The 19187-nt window shown below is 36.6% G+C and carries 18 protein-coding genes; 15 read left to right on the top strand and 3 right to left on the bottom strand.

The window, feature by feature from the left end; translation table 11 throughout:
- The first annotated feature begins 88 nt into the window (after positions 1-88).
- From eno to JML65_RS05460, 4 genes are all read left to right on the top strand, one after another.
- Positions 89-1381 carry a phosphopyruvate hydratase gene (gene eno, locus JML65_RS05445; RefSeq protein ID WP_047491487.1) on the top strand — a complete coding sequence of 431 codons (1293 nt, stop codon included), beginning with the start codon at positions 89-91 and terminating at the stop codon, positions 1379-1381.
- Positions 1382-1465: 84 nt separating this feature from the next.
- Positions 1466-2752, top strand: a complete 1287-nt coding sequence (locus JML65_RS05450; RefSeq protein WP_047491490.1) for a citrate synthase — start codon at positions 1466-1468, stop codon at positions 2750-2752.
- A 547-nt stretch (positions 2753-3299) separates the two neighbouring features.
- Complete coding sequence (locus JML65_RS05455; protein ID WP_202270138.1) at positions 3300-4361, top strand: helix-turn-helix domain-containing protein; 1062 nt, start codon at positions 3300-3302, stop codon at positions 4359-4361.
- Between the two features lie 79 nt (positions 4362-4440).
- Positions 4441-6615, top strand: coding sequence for an outer membrane beta-barrel family protein (locus JML65_RS05460; protein ID WP_202270139.1), 2175 nt, complete (start codon positions 4441-4443; stop codon positions 6613-6615).
- A 37-nt stretch (positions 6616-6652) separates the two neighbouring features.
- Here JML65_RS05460 and JML65_RS05465 read toward each other — a convergent pair whose 3' ends face one another.
- Positions 6653-6817 carry a hypothetical protein gene (locus tag JML65_RS05465; RefSeq protein WP_156126082.1) on the bottom strand — a complete coding sequence of 55 codons (165 nt, stop codon included), beginning with the start codon at positions 6815-6817 and terminating at the stop codon, positions 6653-6655.
- A gap of 314 nt (positions 6818-7131) precedes the next feature.
- Between JML65_RS05465 and JML65_RS05470 the strand changes: the two genes are divergently transcribed.
- The 11 genes from JML65_RS05470 to JML65_RS05515 all read left to right on the top strand — a co-directional run bounded on the left by JML65_RS05470 (position 7132) and on the right by JML65_RS05515 (position 15939).
- Positions 7132-8046 carry a dimethylarginine dimethylaminohydrolase family protein gene (locus JML65_RS05470; protein WP_047491500.1) on the top strand — a complete coding sequence of 305 codons (915 nt, stop codon included), beginning with the start codon at positions 7132-7134 and terminating at the stop codon, positions 8044-8046.
- Positions 8016-8279, top strand: coding sequence for a four helix bundle protein (locus JML65_RS24060; protein WP_317194029.1), 264 nt, complete (start codon positions 8016-8018; stop codon positions 8277-8279). Before JML65_RS05470 ends, JML65_RS24060 begins: the two co-directional genes overlap by 31 nt.
- On the top strand, positions 8188-8523 hold the full coding sequence (locus JML65_RS05475) for a four helix bundle protein (protein ID WP_317194030.1): 336 nt from the start codon (positions 8188-8190) through the stop codon (positions 8521-8523). Before JML65_RS24060 ends, JML65_RS05475 begins: the two co-directional genes overlap by 92 nt.
- Positions 8524-8581: 58 nt before the next feature.
- Entirely contained in the window at positions 8582-9505 is a 924-nt protein-coding gene (gene ctlX, locus JML65_RS05480; RefSeq protein ID WP_047491507.1) for a citrulline utilization hydrolase CtlX, read from the top strand.
- 21 nt (positions 9506-9526) lie between these two features.
- A complete protein-coding gene (locus JML65_RS05485) occupies positions 9527-9886 on the top strand; it encodes an S-adenosylmethionine decarboxylase family protein (RefSeq protein WP_047491509.1) in 360 nt (119 codons plus the stop codon).
- Between the two features lie 2 nt (positions 9887-9888).
- On the top strand, positions 9889-11343 hold the full coding sequence (locus tag JML65_RS05490) for a DUF4178 domain-containing protein (RefSeq protein WP_202270140.1): 1455 nt from the start codon (positions 9889-9891) through the stop codon (positions 11341-11343).
- Positions 11340-11537, top strand: coding sequence for a hypothetical protein (locus tag JML65_RS05495; protein WP_047491515.1), 198 nt, complete (start codon positions 11340-11342; stop codon positions 11535-11537). The genes JML65_RS05490 and JML65_RS05495 overlap by 4 nt, the downstream gene beginning before the upstream one ends.
- Before the next feature lie 10 nt (positions 11538-11547).
- A complete protein-coding gene (locus JML65_RS05500; protein ID WP_047491518.1) occupies positions 11548-11763 on the top strand; it encodes a DUF350 domain-containing protein in 216 nt (71 codons plus the stop codon).
- On the top strand, positions 11756-13270 hold the full coding sequence (locus tag JML65_RS05505) for a polyamine aminopropyltransferase (protein WP_047491521.1): 1515 nt from the start codon (positions 11756-11758) through the stop codon (positions 13268-13270). The genes JML65_RS05500 and JML65_RS05505 overlap by 8 nt, the downstream gene beginning before the upstream one ends.
- Entirely contained in the window at positions 13245-14834 is a 1590-nt protein-coding gene (locus tag JML65_RS05510) for an NAD(P)/FAD-dependent oxidoreductase (RefSeq protein ID WP_202270141.1), read from the top strand. The genes JML65_RS05505 and JML65_RS05510 overlap by 26 nt, the downstream gene beginning before the upstream one ends.
- Positions 14835-14916: 82 nt before the next feature.
- Positions 14917-15939, top strand: a complete 1023-nt coding sequence (locus JML65_RS05515; protein ID WP_202270142.1) for a hypothetical protein — start codon at positions 14917-14919, stop codon at positions 15937-15939.
- A 44-nt stretch (positions 15940-15983) separates the two neighbouring features.
- Here the strand turns inward: JML65_RS05515 and JML65_RS05520 are convergent, their stop codons facing one another.
- Positions 15984-16838: an alpha/beta hydrolase gene (locus JML65_RS05520; RefSeq protein ID WP_202270143.1), complete on the bottom strand. Its 855-nt coding sequence runs from the start codon at positions 16836-16838 to the stop codon at positions 15984-15986.
- A gap of 82 nt (positions 16839-16920) precedes the next feature.
- On the bottom strand, positions 16921-19170 hold the full coding sequence (locus tag JML65_RS05525) for an outer membrane beta-barrel family protein (protein ID WP_084086592.1): 2250 nt from the start codon (positions 19168-19170) through the stop codon (positions 16921-16923).
- Positions 19171-19187: the final 17 nt, after the last annotated feature.

A 19187-nucleotide genomic window follows, 5' to 3' on the forward strand; every position in this document is an offset into this window, starting at 1 on the left:
AACTCTGAAATTATTCTAAAAGATGACACTTAATACCCCCAAAAAGTTAAATTTTGATTAAATTTGTATAAACTAAAAAAAATAAAAAATGAGTGCAATTTCTTACATAGAAGCAAGACAAATTTTAGATTCCAGAGGTAATCCTACCATTGAAGTGGATGTGTTTACAGAAAGCGGAGCAATGGGACGTGCAGCTGTACCTTCGGGAGCATCTACAGGAGAACATGAAGCAGTAGAGCTACGTGACGGTGGTTCAGAGTATCTAGGAAAAGGAGTTCTGAAAGCTGTTGAAAATGTAAAAGAAGTAATTGCCGAAAATTTAGTTGGACAGCCGGTTTTTGAACAAAACTATATCGATCAGATCATGATTGATCTTGATGGAACTCCAAACAAAGGAAACCTGGGAGCTAACGCTATTTTAGGAGTTTCCTTAGCCGTAGCAAAAGCTGCTGCTGCAGAATTGGGAATGCCTTTATATAAATATGTAGGAGGAGTCAATGCAAACACACTTCCTGTTCCTATGATGAACGTAATCAATGGTGGATCTCACTCAGATGCTCCTATTGCGTTCCAGGAATTTATGGTAATGCCGGTAAAAGCAGATTCTTTCTCTCATGCATTGAGAAAAGGAACTGAGATTTTCCATAACCTTAAATCTATCCTTCATTCAAGAGGTTTATCTACGGCAGTAGGTGATGAAGGTGGTTTCGCACCTACTTTCAAAGGAACTGAAGATGCTTTGGATACTTTACTTCAGGCTATTGAAAAAGCTGGATATAAGCCAGGTGATGATGTAATGTTAGCATTAGACTGTGCTGCTTCAGAATTTTACAAAGATGGAGTATACGATTACAGAAAATTCCAAACTCCGGATGCTGCTCAGTTCTCAAGCAGTGAGCAGGTTTCTTACTTAGCAGAATTGGCCGCTAAATATCCTATTATTTCTATCGAAGATGGTATGCAGGAAAATGACTGGGAAGGATGGAAAATGTTAACGGATAAAATTGGTGACAGAGTACAATTGGTAGGTGACGATTTATTCGTAACAAACGTAGAAAGATTATCAAGAGGAGTAAAAGAAGGAATTGCCAACTCAATTCTTGTAAAAGTAAACCAGATTGGATCTCTTTCTGAAACAATGGCTGCAGTACAAATGGCTCAGAATAACAAATTCACTTCAGTAATGTCTCACAGATCAGGAGAAACAGAAGATGCTACTATCGCTGATTTAGCTGTAGCTATGAACTGTGGACAGATCAAAACCGGGTCTGCTTCAAGATCAGACAGAATGGCAAAATATAACCAACTGTTGAGAATCGAAGAGGCTTTAGGAGAAACAGCAATTTTCCCAGGATTAGAGGCTTTTAAAATTAAAAGATAATTGAATTTATAAATGACGGCAAGCGATAATTTTTGTTTGCCGTATTTTATGGAAAGTGGTATATTTAAAAAAAATAAATAAATAATGTCAGACAACAAAGTAATATTGAATTACGACGGTAATTCATATGAATATCCTATCGTGGATAGTACTATCGGAGACAGAGGGATTGATATTTCAAAATTAAGAGACCAGACAGGTTTAATCACTCTGGATTTAGGTTACAAAAATACAGGAGCTACTATTAGCGACATCACTTACTTAGACGGAGATAAAGGAGAATTATTCTACAGAGGTTATCCAATCGAGCAGATTGCTGAGAAATCTAACTTCACAGAAGTAATGTACCTTTTATTACATGGAGAATTACCTACTCAGGATCAATTTACTTCTTTCGACAACAATATTAAAAAATATAACTTCATCGCAGATGAGATGAAAAAGATCATTGATGTTTTTCCTCGTTCTGCTCACCCTATGGGAGTTCTTTCTTCTATGACGTCTGCATTGACTGCTTTTAACCCTAAAGCTGTTAACGTAAACTCTAAAGAAGAAATGGATCACGCTGCTGAGTTGATGATTGCTAAATTCTCTCACCTTTGTGCGTGGACTTACAGAAAAACTCAAGGTTTACCATTAAACCACGGTGATAACAACCTAAGCTATGTAGAGAACTTCTACAAAATGGCATTCAGATTACCAAACGCTGATTTCGAAATCGATCCGGTAGTAGTTAATGCATTAGATAAATTATTAATACTTCACGCTGACCACGAACAAAACTGTTCTACTTCTACAGTAAGAATGGTAGGTTCTGCACATACAGGTCTTTTCGCTTCTATCTCTGCTGGAGTATCTGCACTTTGGGGACCTCTTCACGGGGGTGCTAACCAGGCAGTAATCGAAATGCTTGAGCTGATCGAGAAAGATGGTGGTGACGTATCTAAATATGTGGCTAAAGCTAAAGATAAAAATGATAACTTCCGTCTAATGGGCTTCGGACACAGAGTTTACAAAAACTTCGACCCAAGAGCGAAAATCATTAAAAAAGCAGCTGACGATATCCTTACGGCACTTGGTATCCAGGACAAAGCTCTTGACATTGCTATGCAGTTAGAAAGAGTAGCCCTTGAGGACGAGTACTTCATTGAAAGAAAATTATATCCAAACGTAGACTTCTACTCAGGTATTATCTACAGAGCATTAGGAATTCCTACAGAAATGTTTACAGTAATGTTTGCATTAGGAAGACTTCCGGGATGGATTTCTCAATGGAAAGAGATGAGACTGAAAGGAGATCCAATTGGAAGACCAAGACAGGTTTACCAAGGAGCTCAGGAAAGAAACTATATCGATATTGCAAGCAGATAATCTTTCATTTTATCATAACAAAATCCCAAAGTACGCTTTGGGATTTTTTGTTTTTCAGGATCAGAAGCTATTTCCCACTATCCACTCATACTCCTCACGCCAATACCCTGCCATCCCAAAATCCTCAGGCTTTCCAGCTTGTGTTGCGGGGTAGCCGTTACTATCGGGGCTAGGAGTATAGGAGTGGGTAGTGAGTGATCAAGTAATGAATACAACTATTCTCATTATGACCCTTAGCCGTTGTTTACAGTATATCTTTGCCAACCCAAGGATCCAAATAATGTTTTATCCACAACGCTTATTATTCAATAGGAAAGGGCTTTAGCCCGTTTGGAAATAAACAAAAATTCCATGGGCTTTAGCCAAACCCAAAAAAATATTTATCTATTTGAATTTCAATTCAATAATTTATTAAATTTACTTTTGCAGAATATAGGTTTTGACTCAAGCCAAATGAATAAACTTTATGACGTAAAACAAACTAAAAATTTGTTTCTATGGGTGCCTTCATAACGTATTTCTGTTAAAAAATAAAAATTAGTAAATCATGACCTTAGGACAACAGTTGTTATTTTTTTTCAGTGCAGTAGGAGCTTTCAATGGGCTTTTGCTGGGGATTTATCTGTTGTTTGTCAAAAAACTGAAATATGTACCCGATTTTTTCCTGGGGCTTCTGCTGCTGATGTTAAGTTTAAGAGTGGGGGTGTCAGTAGGTATGTATTTCTATCCGGAAATACCGAGGATTATTCCACATTTGGGGTTCTCAGCATTATTTTTTACAGGTCCGGCTTTATTTTATTACATTAAATCTTCTTTTCAGCAGGAAGACTTTGATTGGAGAAGCTGCCGACGGATGTTTGGAATATTAACCCTTATTTTAGGAGCTGTTGGACTGCTTTATTTATTTTTTCCGGTTACCTGGGATCATTATTTTGGAACTTTTATTTATACAGTCTGGTCGGTATTCGTATTTCTTGCCGTATACCAGTATTATATATTTTCAAAGCAGAATATTAAAATTGCCAATAAATTTGTTCTTCCTGTACTCCTCAGTAATGTAATTATCTTTTTGACATATCAGCTGATCTCGACAGGTTGGGTGGCAATCTACTGTGCAGGGGGAAGCTTGGTATTCTCATTTGTATTGTATGCTAATTTTCTGATTTTCTTCAACAAAAAATATCAGCAGGTTATCACGAAAGAGCCTAATAAATATTCTAATAAGAAAATCTCTGGAGAACGGGCGGACAGTTTTGTTTCAAAGCTGGAACGATTGATGAAGTCAGAAGAACTGTATAAGAATCCAAATCTGAAATTAAGTGATCTCGCTTCCAGAATGAATATGTCTGCCCATCAGCTTTCTCAGTTGCTGAATGATAATTTAGGTAAAAGTTTTTCCACATACATCAATGAATACAGAATTGATGAAGCCTGTGAAAAAATTGAAAACGGTTCCTGTTTAAAGATTGAAGAGATAGGATACGAGGTTGGATTCAATTCCAAGTCTACATTTTTTTCTACATTTAAGAGATTTAAAAATACAACACCTCTTTTGTACAAACAACTGCAAACTCCCGCAGAATCTAAGTTTCAGAGTTCAAATTTATAATTTCGTACTGCGGAATTTAAACTTTAAAACCCTATTCTTACCTCAAGCCGATACTTTTGATTCATAAAATTTAAAATTTATGATGATTAAATTAGGGCTGTTCATGTTGCTTTTGTTGTTGTCAACTTTTGGGAAAGCTCAGGATGTTTTAAAAAGAAAAGTTTCAGATTCTCTTACCGATGGCAAATCTGAAACAACAGCGATTTCAGAAGTGATTATTCAGTCTGCTTCACGTAGTATCAAGTTGAATGATGGAAATGTGGTGATGGCTGTTTCCGGTAATAAAGATTTTAGAACATCAACGAACCTTTTTGAAGTCCTTAGAAAAACCCCTGGAGTTGCCATAGACCAGGAGGGTGGGATTTTTATCGGGGGAAGAGTGACTCCGGCAATATTTATTGATGGAAAACCTGTGGTGATGACTAATCAGGAGCTACAGGCATATTTACGGTCTTTGCCGCCAGAAATGGTGGAGTCTCTAGAAGTGAATTCCAATCCTTCTTCAAAGTATGATGCAGAATTCAAGGGGATTATTGATATTAAACTAAAAAAGAATACCAACCTTGGTTGGAAAGGAAGCTATAATGGAAATCTCTATATAAACAAATTCAGTACCCGGGAGAATTCTCTGAATTTAACATATAATACAGGAAAGGTTGCTTATAGTATACAGGCAGGATACAATGATGGAATTTCAACTTACCGTTATCACGCACTGCAGCGGCTAGCCAATACGAATGTTATGCGAACCAAAACCTATCAGGAAGATAGGGGAGCCGTTTATAGTATCCAAACCGGAGTAGATTTCAGAGTGAATGATAAAAACCGGGTGAGTATAAATCTAAGAGGTAACTTCCGGGAAAATGACCGTATCCGCTCAGGATCTCTATATACAACTGACAAAAGTGAAACGAAACTTGTTTCCCATACCGAAAGTGAAAATCCTATTTCTTATTCGCAGGATAATTATGGGATGACGGCCAATTATTCTTTCCAGAATAAAGGATTTAAAATTGACTTTTTGGGTAATTATCTCTCCGTTAAAAACAAACAACAGGACGATTTTATCAATAGAAATAAAGGCTCATCAGCATTATTATCCTACTGGAAATCTGATCTTTTTAATAAAATTAGCATTTATACGGGCCAAATTGATGCTTCCCAAAAGATTGGAAACGCAGATATGGAAGTAGGAATTAAATACAGCCAGTCAGATACCCATAATAATATCAGGTATGATACCTTATCAGCAGCAGGGCAGTTTGTATTTGATCCGGCAAGAAGCAATATATTTTCCTATAAAGAGAAAATATGGGCAGGCTATCTAGCGTACAGGCAAAAGTTGGGAAAACTTCAGATCAATGCAGGAATAAGATTTGAAAATACAAACAGTATTTCCAATGCCATTACCGTAGACTCTCTGGTTTCAAGAAATTATCTGGAATGGCTACCCGCTTTCAGTGCAAGTTATACCATTAATCCATCTAACGAGCTGTCTTTCTCCTACAGCAGGAAAATAACCAGGCCTGTTTTTTCACAGCTTAACCCCTTCCGGTTTTATTTTAGTCCTTTGAATTACTGGATAGGAAACCCTTATCTGCTACCTTCTTTTACCAGCCAGATCAAAGCTACTTATCGCTACAAGAACTGGATTACAAGTTTTACCCTGGGAAAAGAAAAAGATGTAATGACCCGTTATCCAATCTATAATCCTGAAACGAATGTGCTGGAGTATCTGGGAACCAATCTTCCCTACCGGAAATTTGCCGTTCTGGAAACCAGCTTTCCCCTGAAAATCAAGAAATGGTGGACTGTAACCAGCCAGTTTGCAGGATATTATAATTATGAATTCAGACCTTATCTTGACGATGTTTTTGCATTGAAAATTTATAATTACGAAATCAGGTTAAACCAGGTTTTCACTCTGCCAAAAGGATATACTATTAATCTGTTTGCGAATTATGAATCCAAAAGCGGGAACAGCCTTTACATCATCAAACCGCGTTACACGGTAGATCTTTCAGTACAGAAGTTTTGGTTGGATAATAAGCTGAATACCAAAATTGGGTATAATAATATTTTTGATTCATATGACCAACGCCTGGAATTCCGGCATAAACAGATTATGGATAATCGTTTTACCCATTGGTGGGACAGCAGCCGGTTCTTTCTTTCATTAAGCTATAATTTCGGTAGTTCAAAATACCAGGCTAAAGAAATTCAGAAGACCGAAGAGGAGAACAGGACAAGATAAAAGAAAACCTGCTTGAAAAAGCAGGTTCTTAATTTATTTATGGACAATGACATCTGTCACATGTCCAGATATAGCATACTCCATTTTCATCCCACTCACAGCATCTTCTGCCAGTTGAGATAGGAGCTCCTCCCATAACGGATTTCTGTTGATCTCTCCCTAATTTTCGTGCATTTTTCAGCACTGGATTGTTCTTGTTCATGATTTTGTTGTTTTGATGTTAAGTAGTTAAGTTTTAGTTATAATTTCGCGAAAATTATATCACTAAAGTATGAAAATATTCTATAATAATGCTATTTTTTTTCATCCTTATGTAGATGAAATATAGTAGGTTGTAGATCATGGATGATAAGAAATTTTGATTTTATTCCGGAAAATGGGGCGAAATATTAAGAAGGAAGTGAAAATTCCAGGTGGAGTTATTGTATAAATAAATTCAAAATTGCCGGATAAAATAATGCAAAAGTTTTGCAGGTAGAGTCCTTTACTTATATTTGTAGTATTGCATAAATCTTTATGAGACTAAACATTAAAAACGAAACGGGAAGGCTGAAGTCAGTAGTTCTAGGCCAGCCTAATTCTTTGGGACCAGTTCCCACATTAGAAGAAAGTTATGACGCCAAGTCATATTACTCAATCGAACACAATATCTATCCTAAAGAGGTGGATATTATCAATGAAATGAATGCTTTTGAGGCAGTATTAAAGAAATATGATGTTGAGGTGCTTCGCCCTAGCATTATCAAAGATTACAATCAGGTTTTTTCACGAGATGTAGCCTTTGTCATTGATGATAAAATGATTATTTCCAATGTGATTGCTGACAGAGCAGATGAACAGGAAGCATATAAGAGCGTTTTTGAAAAGGTAGCCTGGAGAAAAATTATCAATCTTCCGGAAACAGCACATATTGAAGGTGGTGATGTAATTGTCTGGAATGATTTTCTTTTTATAGGAACTTGTTTCAGCGAAGATTACAGAAATTATAAAACGGCAAGAACAAACGAATATGCCATAGAAATTTTAAAAGAATATTTTCCAAAGAAAAGAATCATTGATCTCGAATTGAAGAAAAATGATAAAGTTCCATTTGAAGGAATTCTGCATTTAGACTGTACCTTTAACCCCATTGGAGAAGACAAATGTATCATCTATAAAAACGGATTTGTAGATGAGAGCGATTACCGCTTAATCATCGATATTTTTGGAGAAGAAAACTGTTTCCATATTAATGACGATGAGATGTTTGAAATGTTCCCGAATATTTTCTCTATTTCACCGGAAATTGTAGTGTCTGATAAGGCTTTTACCAGAATGAATAACCATTTGAGAAATGAATGGGGAATGACCGTAGAAGAAATACCTTACAGAGAGATCTCTAAAATGGGTGGTTTATTGAGATGTTCTACCATGCCTCTTGTGAGAGAGTAATTGAATGGGAGAGTAGTAGAGTAGGACCATTGGAGTGTTTAAGTGAATTATTAATCTTAAATAATCAAATTATGTCAACGATTAAATTTCACCAGGATTTGAAGGTTTTTAAAAAGTCTTTTGATATGGCACAGCAAATTTATGACCTCTCAAAATCTTTCCCAAAAGAAGAACACTATTCCCTTACGGATCAGATCAGAAGATCATCAAGATCCGTTTTCAGCCAATATTAGTGAGGCTTGGGGAAAAAGAAAATATGAAAGATCCTTTATTGCTAAACTCACAGATTCTGAAGGGGAGGCAAGGGAGACCCAAACATGGCTTCAGTTTGCTTTGGCTTGTGAGTATATCAATACTGAAGAGTTTGGAAAATTAAATAATGAGTATAATCAAATTATTGGAATGTTAGTTATTATGATGGGGCAATCAGAAAAATGGTGTTCATTCTCTTCGCTCGATACAGAACAGAAAGATTGAAAAATATGACTGATAACTCACAAACCCTCATACACTAACACCCTCAAACTTAAAAGAAATGCAGACAACAGATACCGTATTAATGATAGAGCCGATCGCATTCGGTTATAACGCAGAAACTGCGAAAAACAATTATTTCCAGGTTGAGCAGACAGGAGCTGATATTCAGTCTAAGGCTTTGGCTGAATTCAATACTTTTGTCGGAAAACTGAGAAACAAAGGAATCAATGTGATCTCCATAAAAGATACCCTGGATCCTCATACACCGGATTCTATATTCCCTAATAACTGGGTGAGCTTCCATAAGGACGGGAAAGTGGTTTTATACCCCATGTTCGCGTCCAACAGACGGGTGGAAAGAAGAGAAGATATTATTGAAAGCATCAAGGATCAAGGATTTGATGTTGCTGAAATTGATGACTGGTCATTTTCTGAAACTCAGGGACATTTTCTGGAGGGAACAGGAAGTATGATTTTCGATCATGATAACAAAATTGCTTACGGATCTGTTTCTCTAAGATTGGATGAACAGCTATTCAGAGATTTCTGTGCAAAATATGGTTTCACACCGATTGTTTTTCATTCTTATCAAACAGTAGGTACAGAAAGACTTCCTATTTATCACACCAATGTAATGATGTGTGTGGCAGATAAGTTTGTGGTAATCTGTCTCGATTGTATTGATGATGAGCTGGAAAGAGAAAAAGTAATTGAAACGATCAAAAATTCCGGAAAAGAGATTGTAGAAATTTCTGAGGAACAAATGCAGCAGTTTGCAGGAAATATGCTTCAGGTTCAAAATAAAGATGGAGAAAAGTTCCTGGTAATGAGCCAGACAGCTTATCAGTCTTTGAGTCCTGAGCAGGTAGCAGCCATTGAAAAATATTGTGAAATTATCTATTCAGATCTTACTACTATTGAAGTAAATGGTGGTGGAAGTGCAAGATGTATGCTTGCTGAAGTATTTCTGCCAAAAAAATAATATATTTACGAAAAAAATTAATTGAAACCATTATCAAGTAAAGGTTTACATATTCTTCTGACTTTGGAAACAGAGTCAGAAGATTTGTTATTAGACAGCAAGGGTTTTCTGGAATTTACAGAAGGTATCCTGGCCACTAAAGATGTGGAAATTGTAGGAATTACCAATCACATTTTTGACAATCAGAGCTTCACAGCCGCTGTATGTCTCAAGGAGTCTCATCTTTGTATCCATACCTGGCCTGAATTTAAACAGCTTACTTTTGACGTTTTTCTTTGTAACTATACCCAGGACAATACTTCAAAGGTAGAACAGATTGCAGATGAGGTAGTTCAATATTTTAAAGCTAATACCATTCAAAAACACAAAATTTACAGATAAAAATGCATTATGTCTGCCCTGCATGTGATTCAGAAAATAAATTAGACCTTACGTTTCCCGTCAAAGAATACGTTTGTCAAACTTGTTCTCACCTCATTGAGTTAACGACCAATAAATCTTCAAAACACCTGAATGTTCCCACAGAAAATGTAGTGTTGGACGTTGGGCAAAAAGGAAAAATTGAAAATGTAGAATATACGGTCGTGGCCATTATCGTCCGAAAATATGGAGCAAATATTTTTTGGCGTGAATATTACCTGAAAGATCAGAAGGGAGACGATGCTTTCCTTAGTGAAAGTGACGGCCACTGGGTCTTCCTTACTTCCATGCATCCTAATGACTTTAAGAGTAAGAATGCTAAACTGGCCACTTATCTTGGTAAAAACTATCGCTGGTACGAAACGTCTCAATGCAGTATTCATGCAGCAACAGGTTTTTTTGAAGATAAACTTGATTTCACCTTGGCCACTTACAAAGAATATGTAAATGGAACTCATATGATTTCCCAGGAGCATTCAGGAGGCCAAACAAACTACTTTTACGGAACTCATATTTCAAAGCATACCATTAAAAGAGCCTTCAGACTTTCCCATATGCCGAACTATTCAGGTATTGGAATCGTCCAGCCCTATTATGTGAATATGAGGGAAGCAATCAATATCTTTTGCGTAGCGGGACTTTTAATATGCTTGTTCCAGCTGTATGTGTATACTTCCAGAACCAATGAGACGGTTATAGAGCAGACGGTCAATTTTTCAGATGTTCGGGATAAAGAACTCATCAGTAAAAGCTTTACACTTTCAGGTGGTTCAGCCCCCCTAAAGGTGAATGTTTTCTCGAATGTTGATAACTCGTGGGCCAATGTTCAGCTGAGCCTGGTCAATGAAAATACCAATGAAGCTGTATATACTTCAAAAGATATAGAACAGTATCATGGTTATGAAGATGGTGAAAGTTGGTCTGAAGGAAGCCAGTCTGAAGAATTCAACCTTTGTGGAGTAGGAGCAGGGAAATACCATTTTGTGATTTCAGCAGAAAATGAAGGGTCTTACCCTGTTTTAACCAATTTCCAGTCACCGGATTCAAAGGTGACAATCTCTCGTGATAGAATGGGAGCTATAGGGGTTACTGACAATTTTAAAGGACTGTCAACCACTTTTACAGACGGAAAAACACTGGATAAAGATTCATCGGAAACAGCTAAGCTGATGAGAGAATCTTTTGGAACCCAAAAACTGGATTCTTTAATTAATGCTGAAGCCATCAGGTCTTCCGCCGGCTTATCTTCAGATAATTCTTCCATCCAGATCAAGGCCACATGGCTTCCTGTTTCATTCTGGAATTTTACGTTTATATTAATCGTCATGATTATTCTTTACATACTCATGCGCGTCGGAAATTATTATTTTAATTTTAATAAGTGGAAAAATAGTTCAAACTCACCTTATCAAGCATGATCACAAATATTTTTAACTATATACGAGAAAATTGGCTCCTTTCCCTGGTAGGAGGGCTTTTCCTGAGTTGGTTTGTATACCTTACTTATCAGGGAAATCAGGTCTGTGACTGCCAGAAAACAGAAACGTACCGTGACGGAACTACCAGAACCCATTCTACGGGAAGAGGATTTTACAGATACTATCACAAATAAATTATAAACTATGGACAACTTCAACGTATTACCCATATTCAATTCGGTTCTCTATTCATTTTTAGGAATCGCTATTTTACTGGTGTGTTATTTCATTATAGAAAAACTGACCCCTGAAAAAACATGGCATGAGATCTCTCAAAATAAGAATATCGCTTTGGCGATTGTATTCGGAGCATTTATCATCGGAATTTCAATGATTATAAGCGCCGCAATTCATGGATAAAAAGAGAATCTCTCTTGAACTATTGTTACTGTTTTCTGTATTTGTCATTGCTACCTGCGGACTGATTTACGAATTGGTTGCCGGGGCTTTGGCAAGTTATCTTTTGGGAGATTCTGTTAAGCAGTTTTCTTTCATCATCGGAGTCTACCTGTTTTCAATGGGGGTAGGTTCCTATCTTGCTAAATTTGTAAAAGGAAATCTCATCGATAAATTCATTGAGATTGAAATTTTGGTGGGAATCATTGGTGGAATAAGCTCTGTCGTATTGTTTGTTCTCTTCAATACATTAGCCCACTTTGAAAGTGTTTTATATCTTTTTGTCTTTTTTACCGGATGTTTAGTGGGCGTGGAAATTCCCCTGCTCATGAATATTTTAAAAGACAGGGTTAAATTCAAAGATTTAGTTTCAAACGTTTTTGCCTTCGATTATATTGGTGCTTTACTGGCATCAATCCTTTTCCCTTTAGTCTTAATTCCAAAGTTGGGAATTGTAAAAACCCCTTTGTTTTTTGGACTGATTAATATTTCTATTGCTATTTTTTTATGCTTTTATCTTAAAAAAGAATTATCAAAACCGATTTCTTTAAGGATAAAATCAATAGCAGCATTTGCTTTATTGGTGGGGCTTTTCATTTTTTCAGATGCCATTTTATCCTATTCTGAAGAGAAGTTATATGGTGAAAATGTGGTCTACACCAAAAGCTCACCTTACCAGAGAATTGTTTTAACCAGAAATAACCACGAGTTTCGGTTATATTTAAATAATAACTTACAGTTTTCTTCCACAGATGAGTACCGCTATCATGAAGCACTGGTACATCCTGCGATGTCTATGGCGAAAAATATTGATAACATCCTGGTGCTGGGAGGAGGCGATGGCTTTGCAGTCCGTGAAATACTGAAATATAAAGAAGTAAAAAAAATTAGTCTTGTAGATCTTGATGGGGAGATGACTCATTTCTTCAAAACCAATGAAACCATGCGCAGGCTCAATCAAAGCTCCTTATCCAATCCTAAGGTAGAAGTGATTAATAAAGATGCTTACATATGGGTAAAAGACAGCAAAAAGAAGTTTGACGTTGTGATCATTGATTTTCCTGATCCATCTAATTATAGCCTGGGGAAACTCTATTCCTTACAGTTTTATAAAGAACTTGAAAGACTGACAAAACCGGAGACTAAAATTGTAGTGCAGACAACATCACCGTATTTTGCTCCCAAATCTTTCTGGTGTATAGAGAAAACAATGAATCAGATATTCCCTTTCACTGCTGCTTACCATACCTATGTTCCTTCATTTGGAGAGTGGGGATTTTCAATGGCTTCCTATGAACCGGTACATAACAGGATCTACAGAAAGCTTCCCAATTTAAAATATTATGACTATAATTTTTCACAGTTATCCTACTTTAATAAGGATATGAAGGTGAAAGAGGTAGAAGTTAACCGTCTGGATAACCAGATTTTAGTTCGTTATTTCGATGAAGAGTGGGGGAAGGTTCAGTAGGAAGGAATTTCTTACAACAGTATTGCTGGGCAGTTTAATGCTTCCTTTTCTGCAGTATTGTAGTAAGAAGGTAAAGGCGGTTTTGCTTCGTATTACCGGGACCAATCATATTTTGGGGCATAAATTATGGGCAAAAGATTTTCCACAGTTTTCCGAAGTTATCCACACAAAATACCTTATTGTGGGTGGTGGAATCTCCGGACTTTCAGCCTGCCGGTTTTTCAGCCAGAATAATGAGAACGATTATCTCGTTTTAGAAATGGAAAATCACGCAGGGGGTAATTCTTCCAACGGGCAGAATAGATTCTCCAAATTCCCTTTAGGAGCCCATTATCTACCCTTGCCCAACAAAGAAAATATTGAAATCATTGATTTCCTTGAGGAATGTAAGATATATCTGGGCACAGATGAGCATGGCGAGCCTGTCCTTGATGAATACCAGATGACTTTTCCACAGCAGGAGAGATTGTTTTTCAAAAACTCATGGCAGAATGATATTGTCCCGCAAAAAGGAATTTCAGCAGATACCCAGAAAGAACTTGACCGTTTTTTCAAAATGATGGATGCATTCCGTTTGAAGAAAGATGCTCTTGGAAAGTATTGGTTTGCCATTCCTGTTCATGATTCAAGCAGGGAAGATGAGGTGTTAAGGCTGGAAAAAATGCTGTTTAAAGACTGGTTGAAGGAACATCATTTTCAGTCGGAAGAACTTGTATGGTTACTGGACTATTCATGCAAAGATGACTACGGCTTAGGGATTGAATTTGTTTCTGCGTGGGCGGGAATTCATTATTTTGCAGGCAGAAAAAATAACTGGAGCAAAAGATATAAAGATCAGGTCTTCACCTGGCCGGAGGGAAATGCCAGGCTGGTACAGCATTTTTCCAACTATACCAAAGGAAAATTATTACCGAAAAATTTAGTTTTTGATATTAAAATAGGTGAAACCGTTGAAGTGCTGAGCTTTGATAATGTGGAGAAGAAAACTAAAAAGATCATTGCTGAAAAGGTTTTATGTACAGTCCCTCAATTTGTAAATGAAAGAATTTTCAATCATAAAAAAGCATCATCATTTAACTATGTTCCCTGGTTACTTACTACGATTATATTGAGAAATGAATTTGGAGGGGATGAAGAACTGGCCTGGGATAATGTGATTTATGGATCAGCTGGTCTGGGTTATATTTATGATCAACATCAGAATGTTAATCAAATTATGGGTGAAAAAGTGATCACCTACTACAAAAGCTTCTCTACCAATGACTGCAGAAAAGCCAGAAAGAAACTGTACAGAATGAAAGAAGATGAGCTTAAAGCTTCTGTACTGGAAGATTTAAAGAAAGCCCATCCGCTGATAGAAGACTTTATTCTGGAAATGCAGTTTCATAAAATAGGACATGCTATGATTGCCCCTGTTCCCGATCAGATTTTTGGTGAGGCTGCCCAAACAGCGAAAGAACCTATAGATGCTAAAGTTTTCTTTGCCCATTCCGATCTTTCGGGAATATCTATTTTTGAAGAAGCTTTTTATCAAGGAAGAAGAACTGCAGAGCAAATGATTTGAAATTACTTTTGACTGATAGAATTTCAGGACAAATGACAATACTGAGATGGTAAATGACTATTAAAAACAAATTAATATCCACATGAAACAGCCCTGGATACACAATGCAAAGACAGACTGGTGGCTTATTTTATCCCCACCATTCCTTATTCTGCTGATTATCTTTCTTTTTCAAAAGCAGATTCAGGAACTGGAAAGTAGCTATTCTTTCTATACCTGGCTCTTCCTTATTGTTTTTGTGGATGTTGCCCATGTTTATTCCACCTTATTCAAAACATATCTGGTAAAAGGCCAGGTTCAAAAAAGGAAGCTGCTGTATTGGGGGATTCCGATACTAAGCTGGTTGTTGGGGATTGCTTTATTTCAGTTTGGCAATCTGACGTTTTGGTCGGTGTTAGCATTAGTAGCTGTTTTTCACTTTATTCGCCAGCAGTATGGTTTTATGAGAATTTATGCCCGCTTTGAACCTGATAATTGGAGTAAAAGAATAGATGAGGTTGCGGTATATGCCGCCACCATATATCCAATGCTGTTTTGGTTTAAAACACCACGTGCTTTCACTTGGTTTGTCAGTAATGAATTCGATGGTTTTAAAAAACTTCCGGATTATACAGGCTTTATAACTGTTTTATATGTTGTTATACTGATCATATGGATTTCAAAGACTGTTTTTGATGTGGTGAAAAACAGAAAGCTGAACATCCCTAAAATATCTCTTATTACCGGAACCTATCTTTCATGGTATTTTGGGATCGTTTATTTTAATGATGATCTTATTTTTACTTTTCTAAATGTTATCTCCCATGGAATCCCATACATTGCATTGATCTATATCCGTGAAATCAAACAGAAAGATAACGAGCAGTTGAATAGATTGCTGATCTTTAAATCTGTAACAGGAATTTTTTTATTTGTAGGAGTAATTTTGGCTTTCGCTTTCTTTGAAGAGTTTTTGTGGGAAACGTTAGTATGGAAAGAACACTTTTCCCTGAACTTTACAATATCAGAAACTATTCTTCCATTTTTGATCCCGTTGCTGGCAGTACCACAGCTCACCCATTATCTGCTGGATGGCTTTATCTGGAGAACACCGAAAAATAAATAACAGCTGAAAAATTAAATCATCTGGATTTCCCGTAAGCCATATTCCTAGTTAACACGCTTTAAAAATTTCTCAATTTTCTCCATGAGAAAAATACTGTTAGGTTCCTTGTCCCAATCCAGATGCCCGCCATTGAACTCATAAGATTCATTCATCACATTATTTTTATTCAAAACAGAATCTAAAATCCTTTTCTGGCTCAAAGGAATGACACGGTCTGTTTTTCCATAGTAAGAAAGGGTAGGAGGGATATTGGGGGTAATCCATTGTACAGGGCTGGAAAAAATGTTGACAGCTATCCCTGCAGGAAGGATTTTAGGATCTATAAGATGTTTTTCCACAAATGAATACTCTTCGTAGGTTTTAAAACCTTCATCAGAAAGATCAGTAGGCCCTACGATGTTGATAACCGATTTTACATTTTTTAAAGGATCAAAATGATAGGCGTACATCATGGATAAATGTCCGCCGGCACTGTTTCCCAAAAGGATAAGTTGAGGAGCATAGTGTAATTTCTTTTTTAGGAATCCGGCTGCATTTTTAATATCCTCCATTTGATTAGGAATAGCATATTGGGTGGTAGAAGCTGGTCTGTAATTGATATTGGCAAAAATATGATCAGGAAATTTCTGCATCATGGAAAGGGTAAAGAAAGTCAGTTGAGATTTGTCTCCGCTCCGCCAGCCTCCACCATGTATAATGATAAAAGCAGCTCTTTTCTTTGAAGGGTTTTCATGCGGAAGATAGAGGTCCATAATCTGTTCAGGATCATTTCCATAATGGATATCTTCCTCTTTGTCAAAATGGATACCACCACCGAGACTTACCTTTTTTTCTTTGCAGTTCAGGAGCAGAAATAATATATGTAGACTTGCCACAATGAAAATTACCTTTTTTCTCATATGCTAAAGATAAAAAACCCGCTGATCAATCAACGGGTTATGATACAAAATAATTGAGTTGAATATGAAGAAAGATAATTTTTTATCTTGTCCTGCTTTTTATAGAGTCGGAAGCACCTTCAATGTCTCTTACCTTTTTCACTTTTTGATTTCCGAAGTTATAGGTAAGACTTACAGTTAGGCTTCTAGGGTATTGATTTTGATGAATGTAGTTGTAATTTCCGTTAGCCTGAAAGTCTTCAATCTTAACAATATTAGTTCTTAAAACATCATTTACGTTAACTGCAAACGTCCATTCATTCCATGTTTTCTTGATGCTGAGATCCAGGCTCATTAAACTTTTTAACATACCAAGTTCAATCTGCTGCTTATCTACGTAGAAGAAATTCACACCTAAAAACCAGGTTTTCTTTTTATCCAGACGGATGGTATTGTTGGTTTGAATCAAAAGACTTGTAGAGCTCGTTTTATTGGTATATACGATATAGTCTCCTTCCTTATTTTTGAATCGGTCCCCGGTTGTAGGGTCAGTATCTAGACTTCCGTTGTTAATATTATGCTGAACTCCAATATTGAAGTTGGTCGTCAAATATTGTTTGAAAAATGACTTCTGAATTCCTACCATGGCAGACATTTCCTGTTTATCCCCAAAATTGGTTCTGATATATCTTAATACAGGGTTTTCTCCAAGATTTCCATTAGGTGATTCAGGATATCCCTGTAATGGAACCTGGGTGATCGCATCTTTAAAAAATGAATGACTAAGAATCAGGAAGTAGGAATTTTTATACATATAGGTCAGTTCCTGATTATATGTTGAAGATGCCTTTACAAAAGGGTTGTTTTGCGTGTAATTATCATCTGTCAGGATATTTCTTACCGGATTTATTTCCCAGAAGCTCGGTCTTCTCATTCTGCTTGAAAAGGAATAGGAGAGGTTGTTTTTGTCATTAATAGCATAATTAAAACTTAGATAGGGAAGTATATTGTTATAATTTCTTTTTATCCTTTTAAGATCTTCTGTAGGTGCATTATCTGAAGTTCCCAGGCTATTGGTGATTTCATATCGGGTTCCTATTTTTCCTGAGAACTTATCCGAGAATTTTTTTTCTGCAGTAATATAAACACCATATATGTTTTCATCATAAATAAAATGATTAGGCGCTGATTTTGAACCTACGGGATCAAAAAAGTAAGTATCGCTTTTAGAATCGTTGTCTGTTTTGGTTTTATTATAATTTCCCCCTACTGAAATAGTAAGATCGTTTTTAAACTTCTGGATATAATCTACCATTCCGGAGAAATTATTAATGATCTGAGGGAGATCCTGAAATACCTGTGTAGTTTTATCTCCTATCTCTCCGTTGATACTAGAGGCATAGGTTCTGTTGTCCGTAAACTGAAATCTTTTATAATTCAGGTAAGCAGCATTTACATTTAATTTACTGCCCAGAGAATCGGTTTTTAACTCGTAATTTAAATTTAAAGAGTTGTTGTATGATCTCGCATCTTCTTTGTTTTTTGACCAGGTATATTTTGTTTTTCCTCCATTGGTTATGGTGTTGAACAAGCTTACTGTGGAGTTATAGCTTTTATTGGCCCAGGTATTCCATGAAAGAGCAAGATTACTGTTGTCCGTTAGCTGGTAATCAATATTGAGATAACCACCTATGTTTTTGTTTGGATCATCGATATTTCCGGTAGACTCATTGGAAGTGTCAACAGTTCCGTTTCTTAAGGTATAAGTCTGAGCCTGGATATTTTCCCCACCGTTGAGGTTGGCGCTGATGCCCAGTTTATTCTTTCTGTAATTGGCAGAAAAGCTGGTCTGGCTTGCATTATATTTACTTTGGGTATTTGAAAATCTCATATTCCCGCTGAGACCATCGCTCATCTTTTTCTTTAAAACAATATTAATGATCCCATCTGAAGATTCTACCTGATACTCACTTCCCGGAACCGTAATAACCTCTATTTTCTGAATATTCTCGGCAGGAGTGTTTTTAAGAAACTGGACCAATGATTCAGAATCCATATTGGTTTTTCTACCGTTGATGTAGATGAGCGCATTGTTTTTACCGGCTATCTTCAGTGTCTTATCATCTGTAGAAGACAACAGCGGAGTCTGCTTCAACAGATCAAAAGTAGTATTTCCCTTAGCAACAGGAGAAGCTGCAACATCATATACAAAACGGTCACTTTGCTTTTTAAAAACCTGTTTTGTTATGGTAACCCCTTCAATGCTTTTTGTCTTTGTCGTGTCGGTTTTCTTTTCCTGAGCAAAGGCAAAAGTTCCGAATATAAGTGCGATGGATAAGAGAGTGCGTTTCATGTTTGTTTTCTTTAAGA

Origin of the sequence: Chryseobacterium sp. KMC2 (assembly GCF_016756935.1) — a bacterium.
Classification (GTDB): Bacteria; Bacteroidota; Bacteroidia; order Flavobacteriales; family Weeksellaceae; genus Chryseobacterium; species Chryseobacterium rhizosphaerae.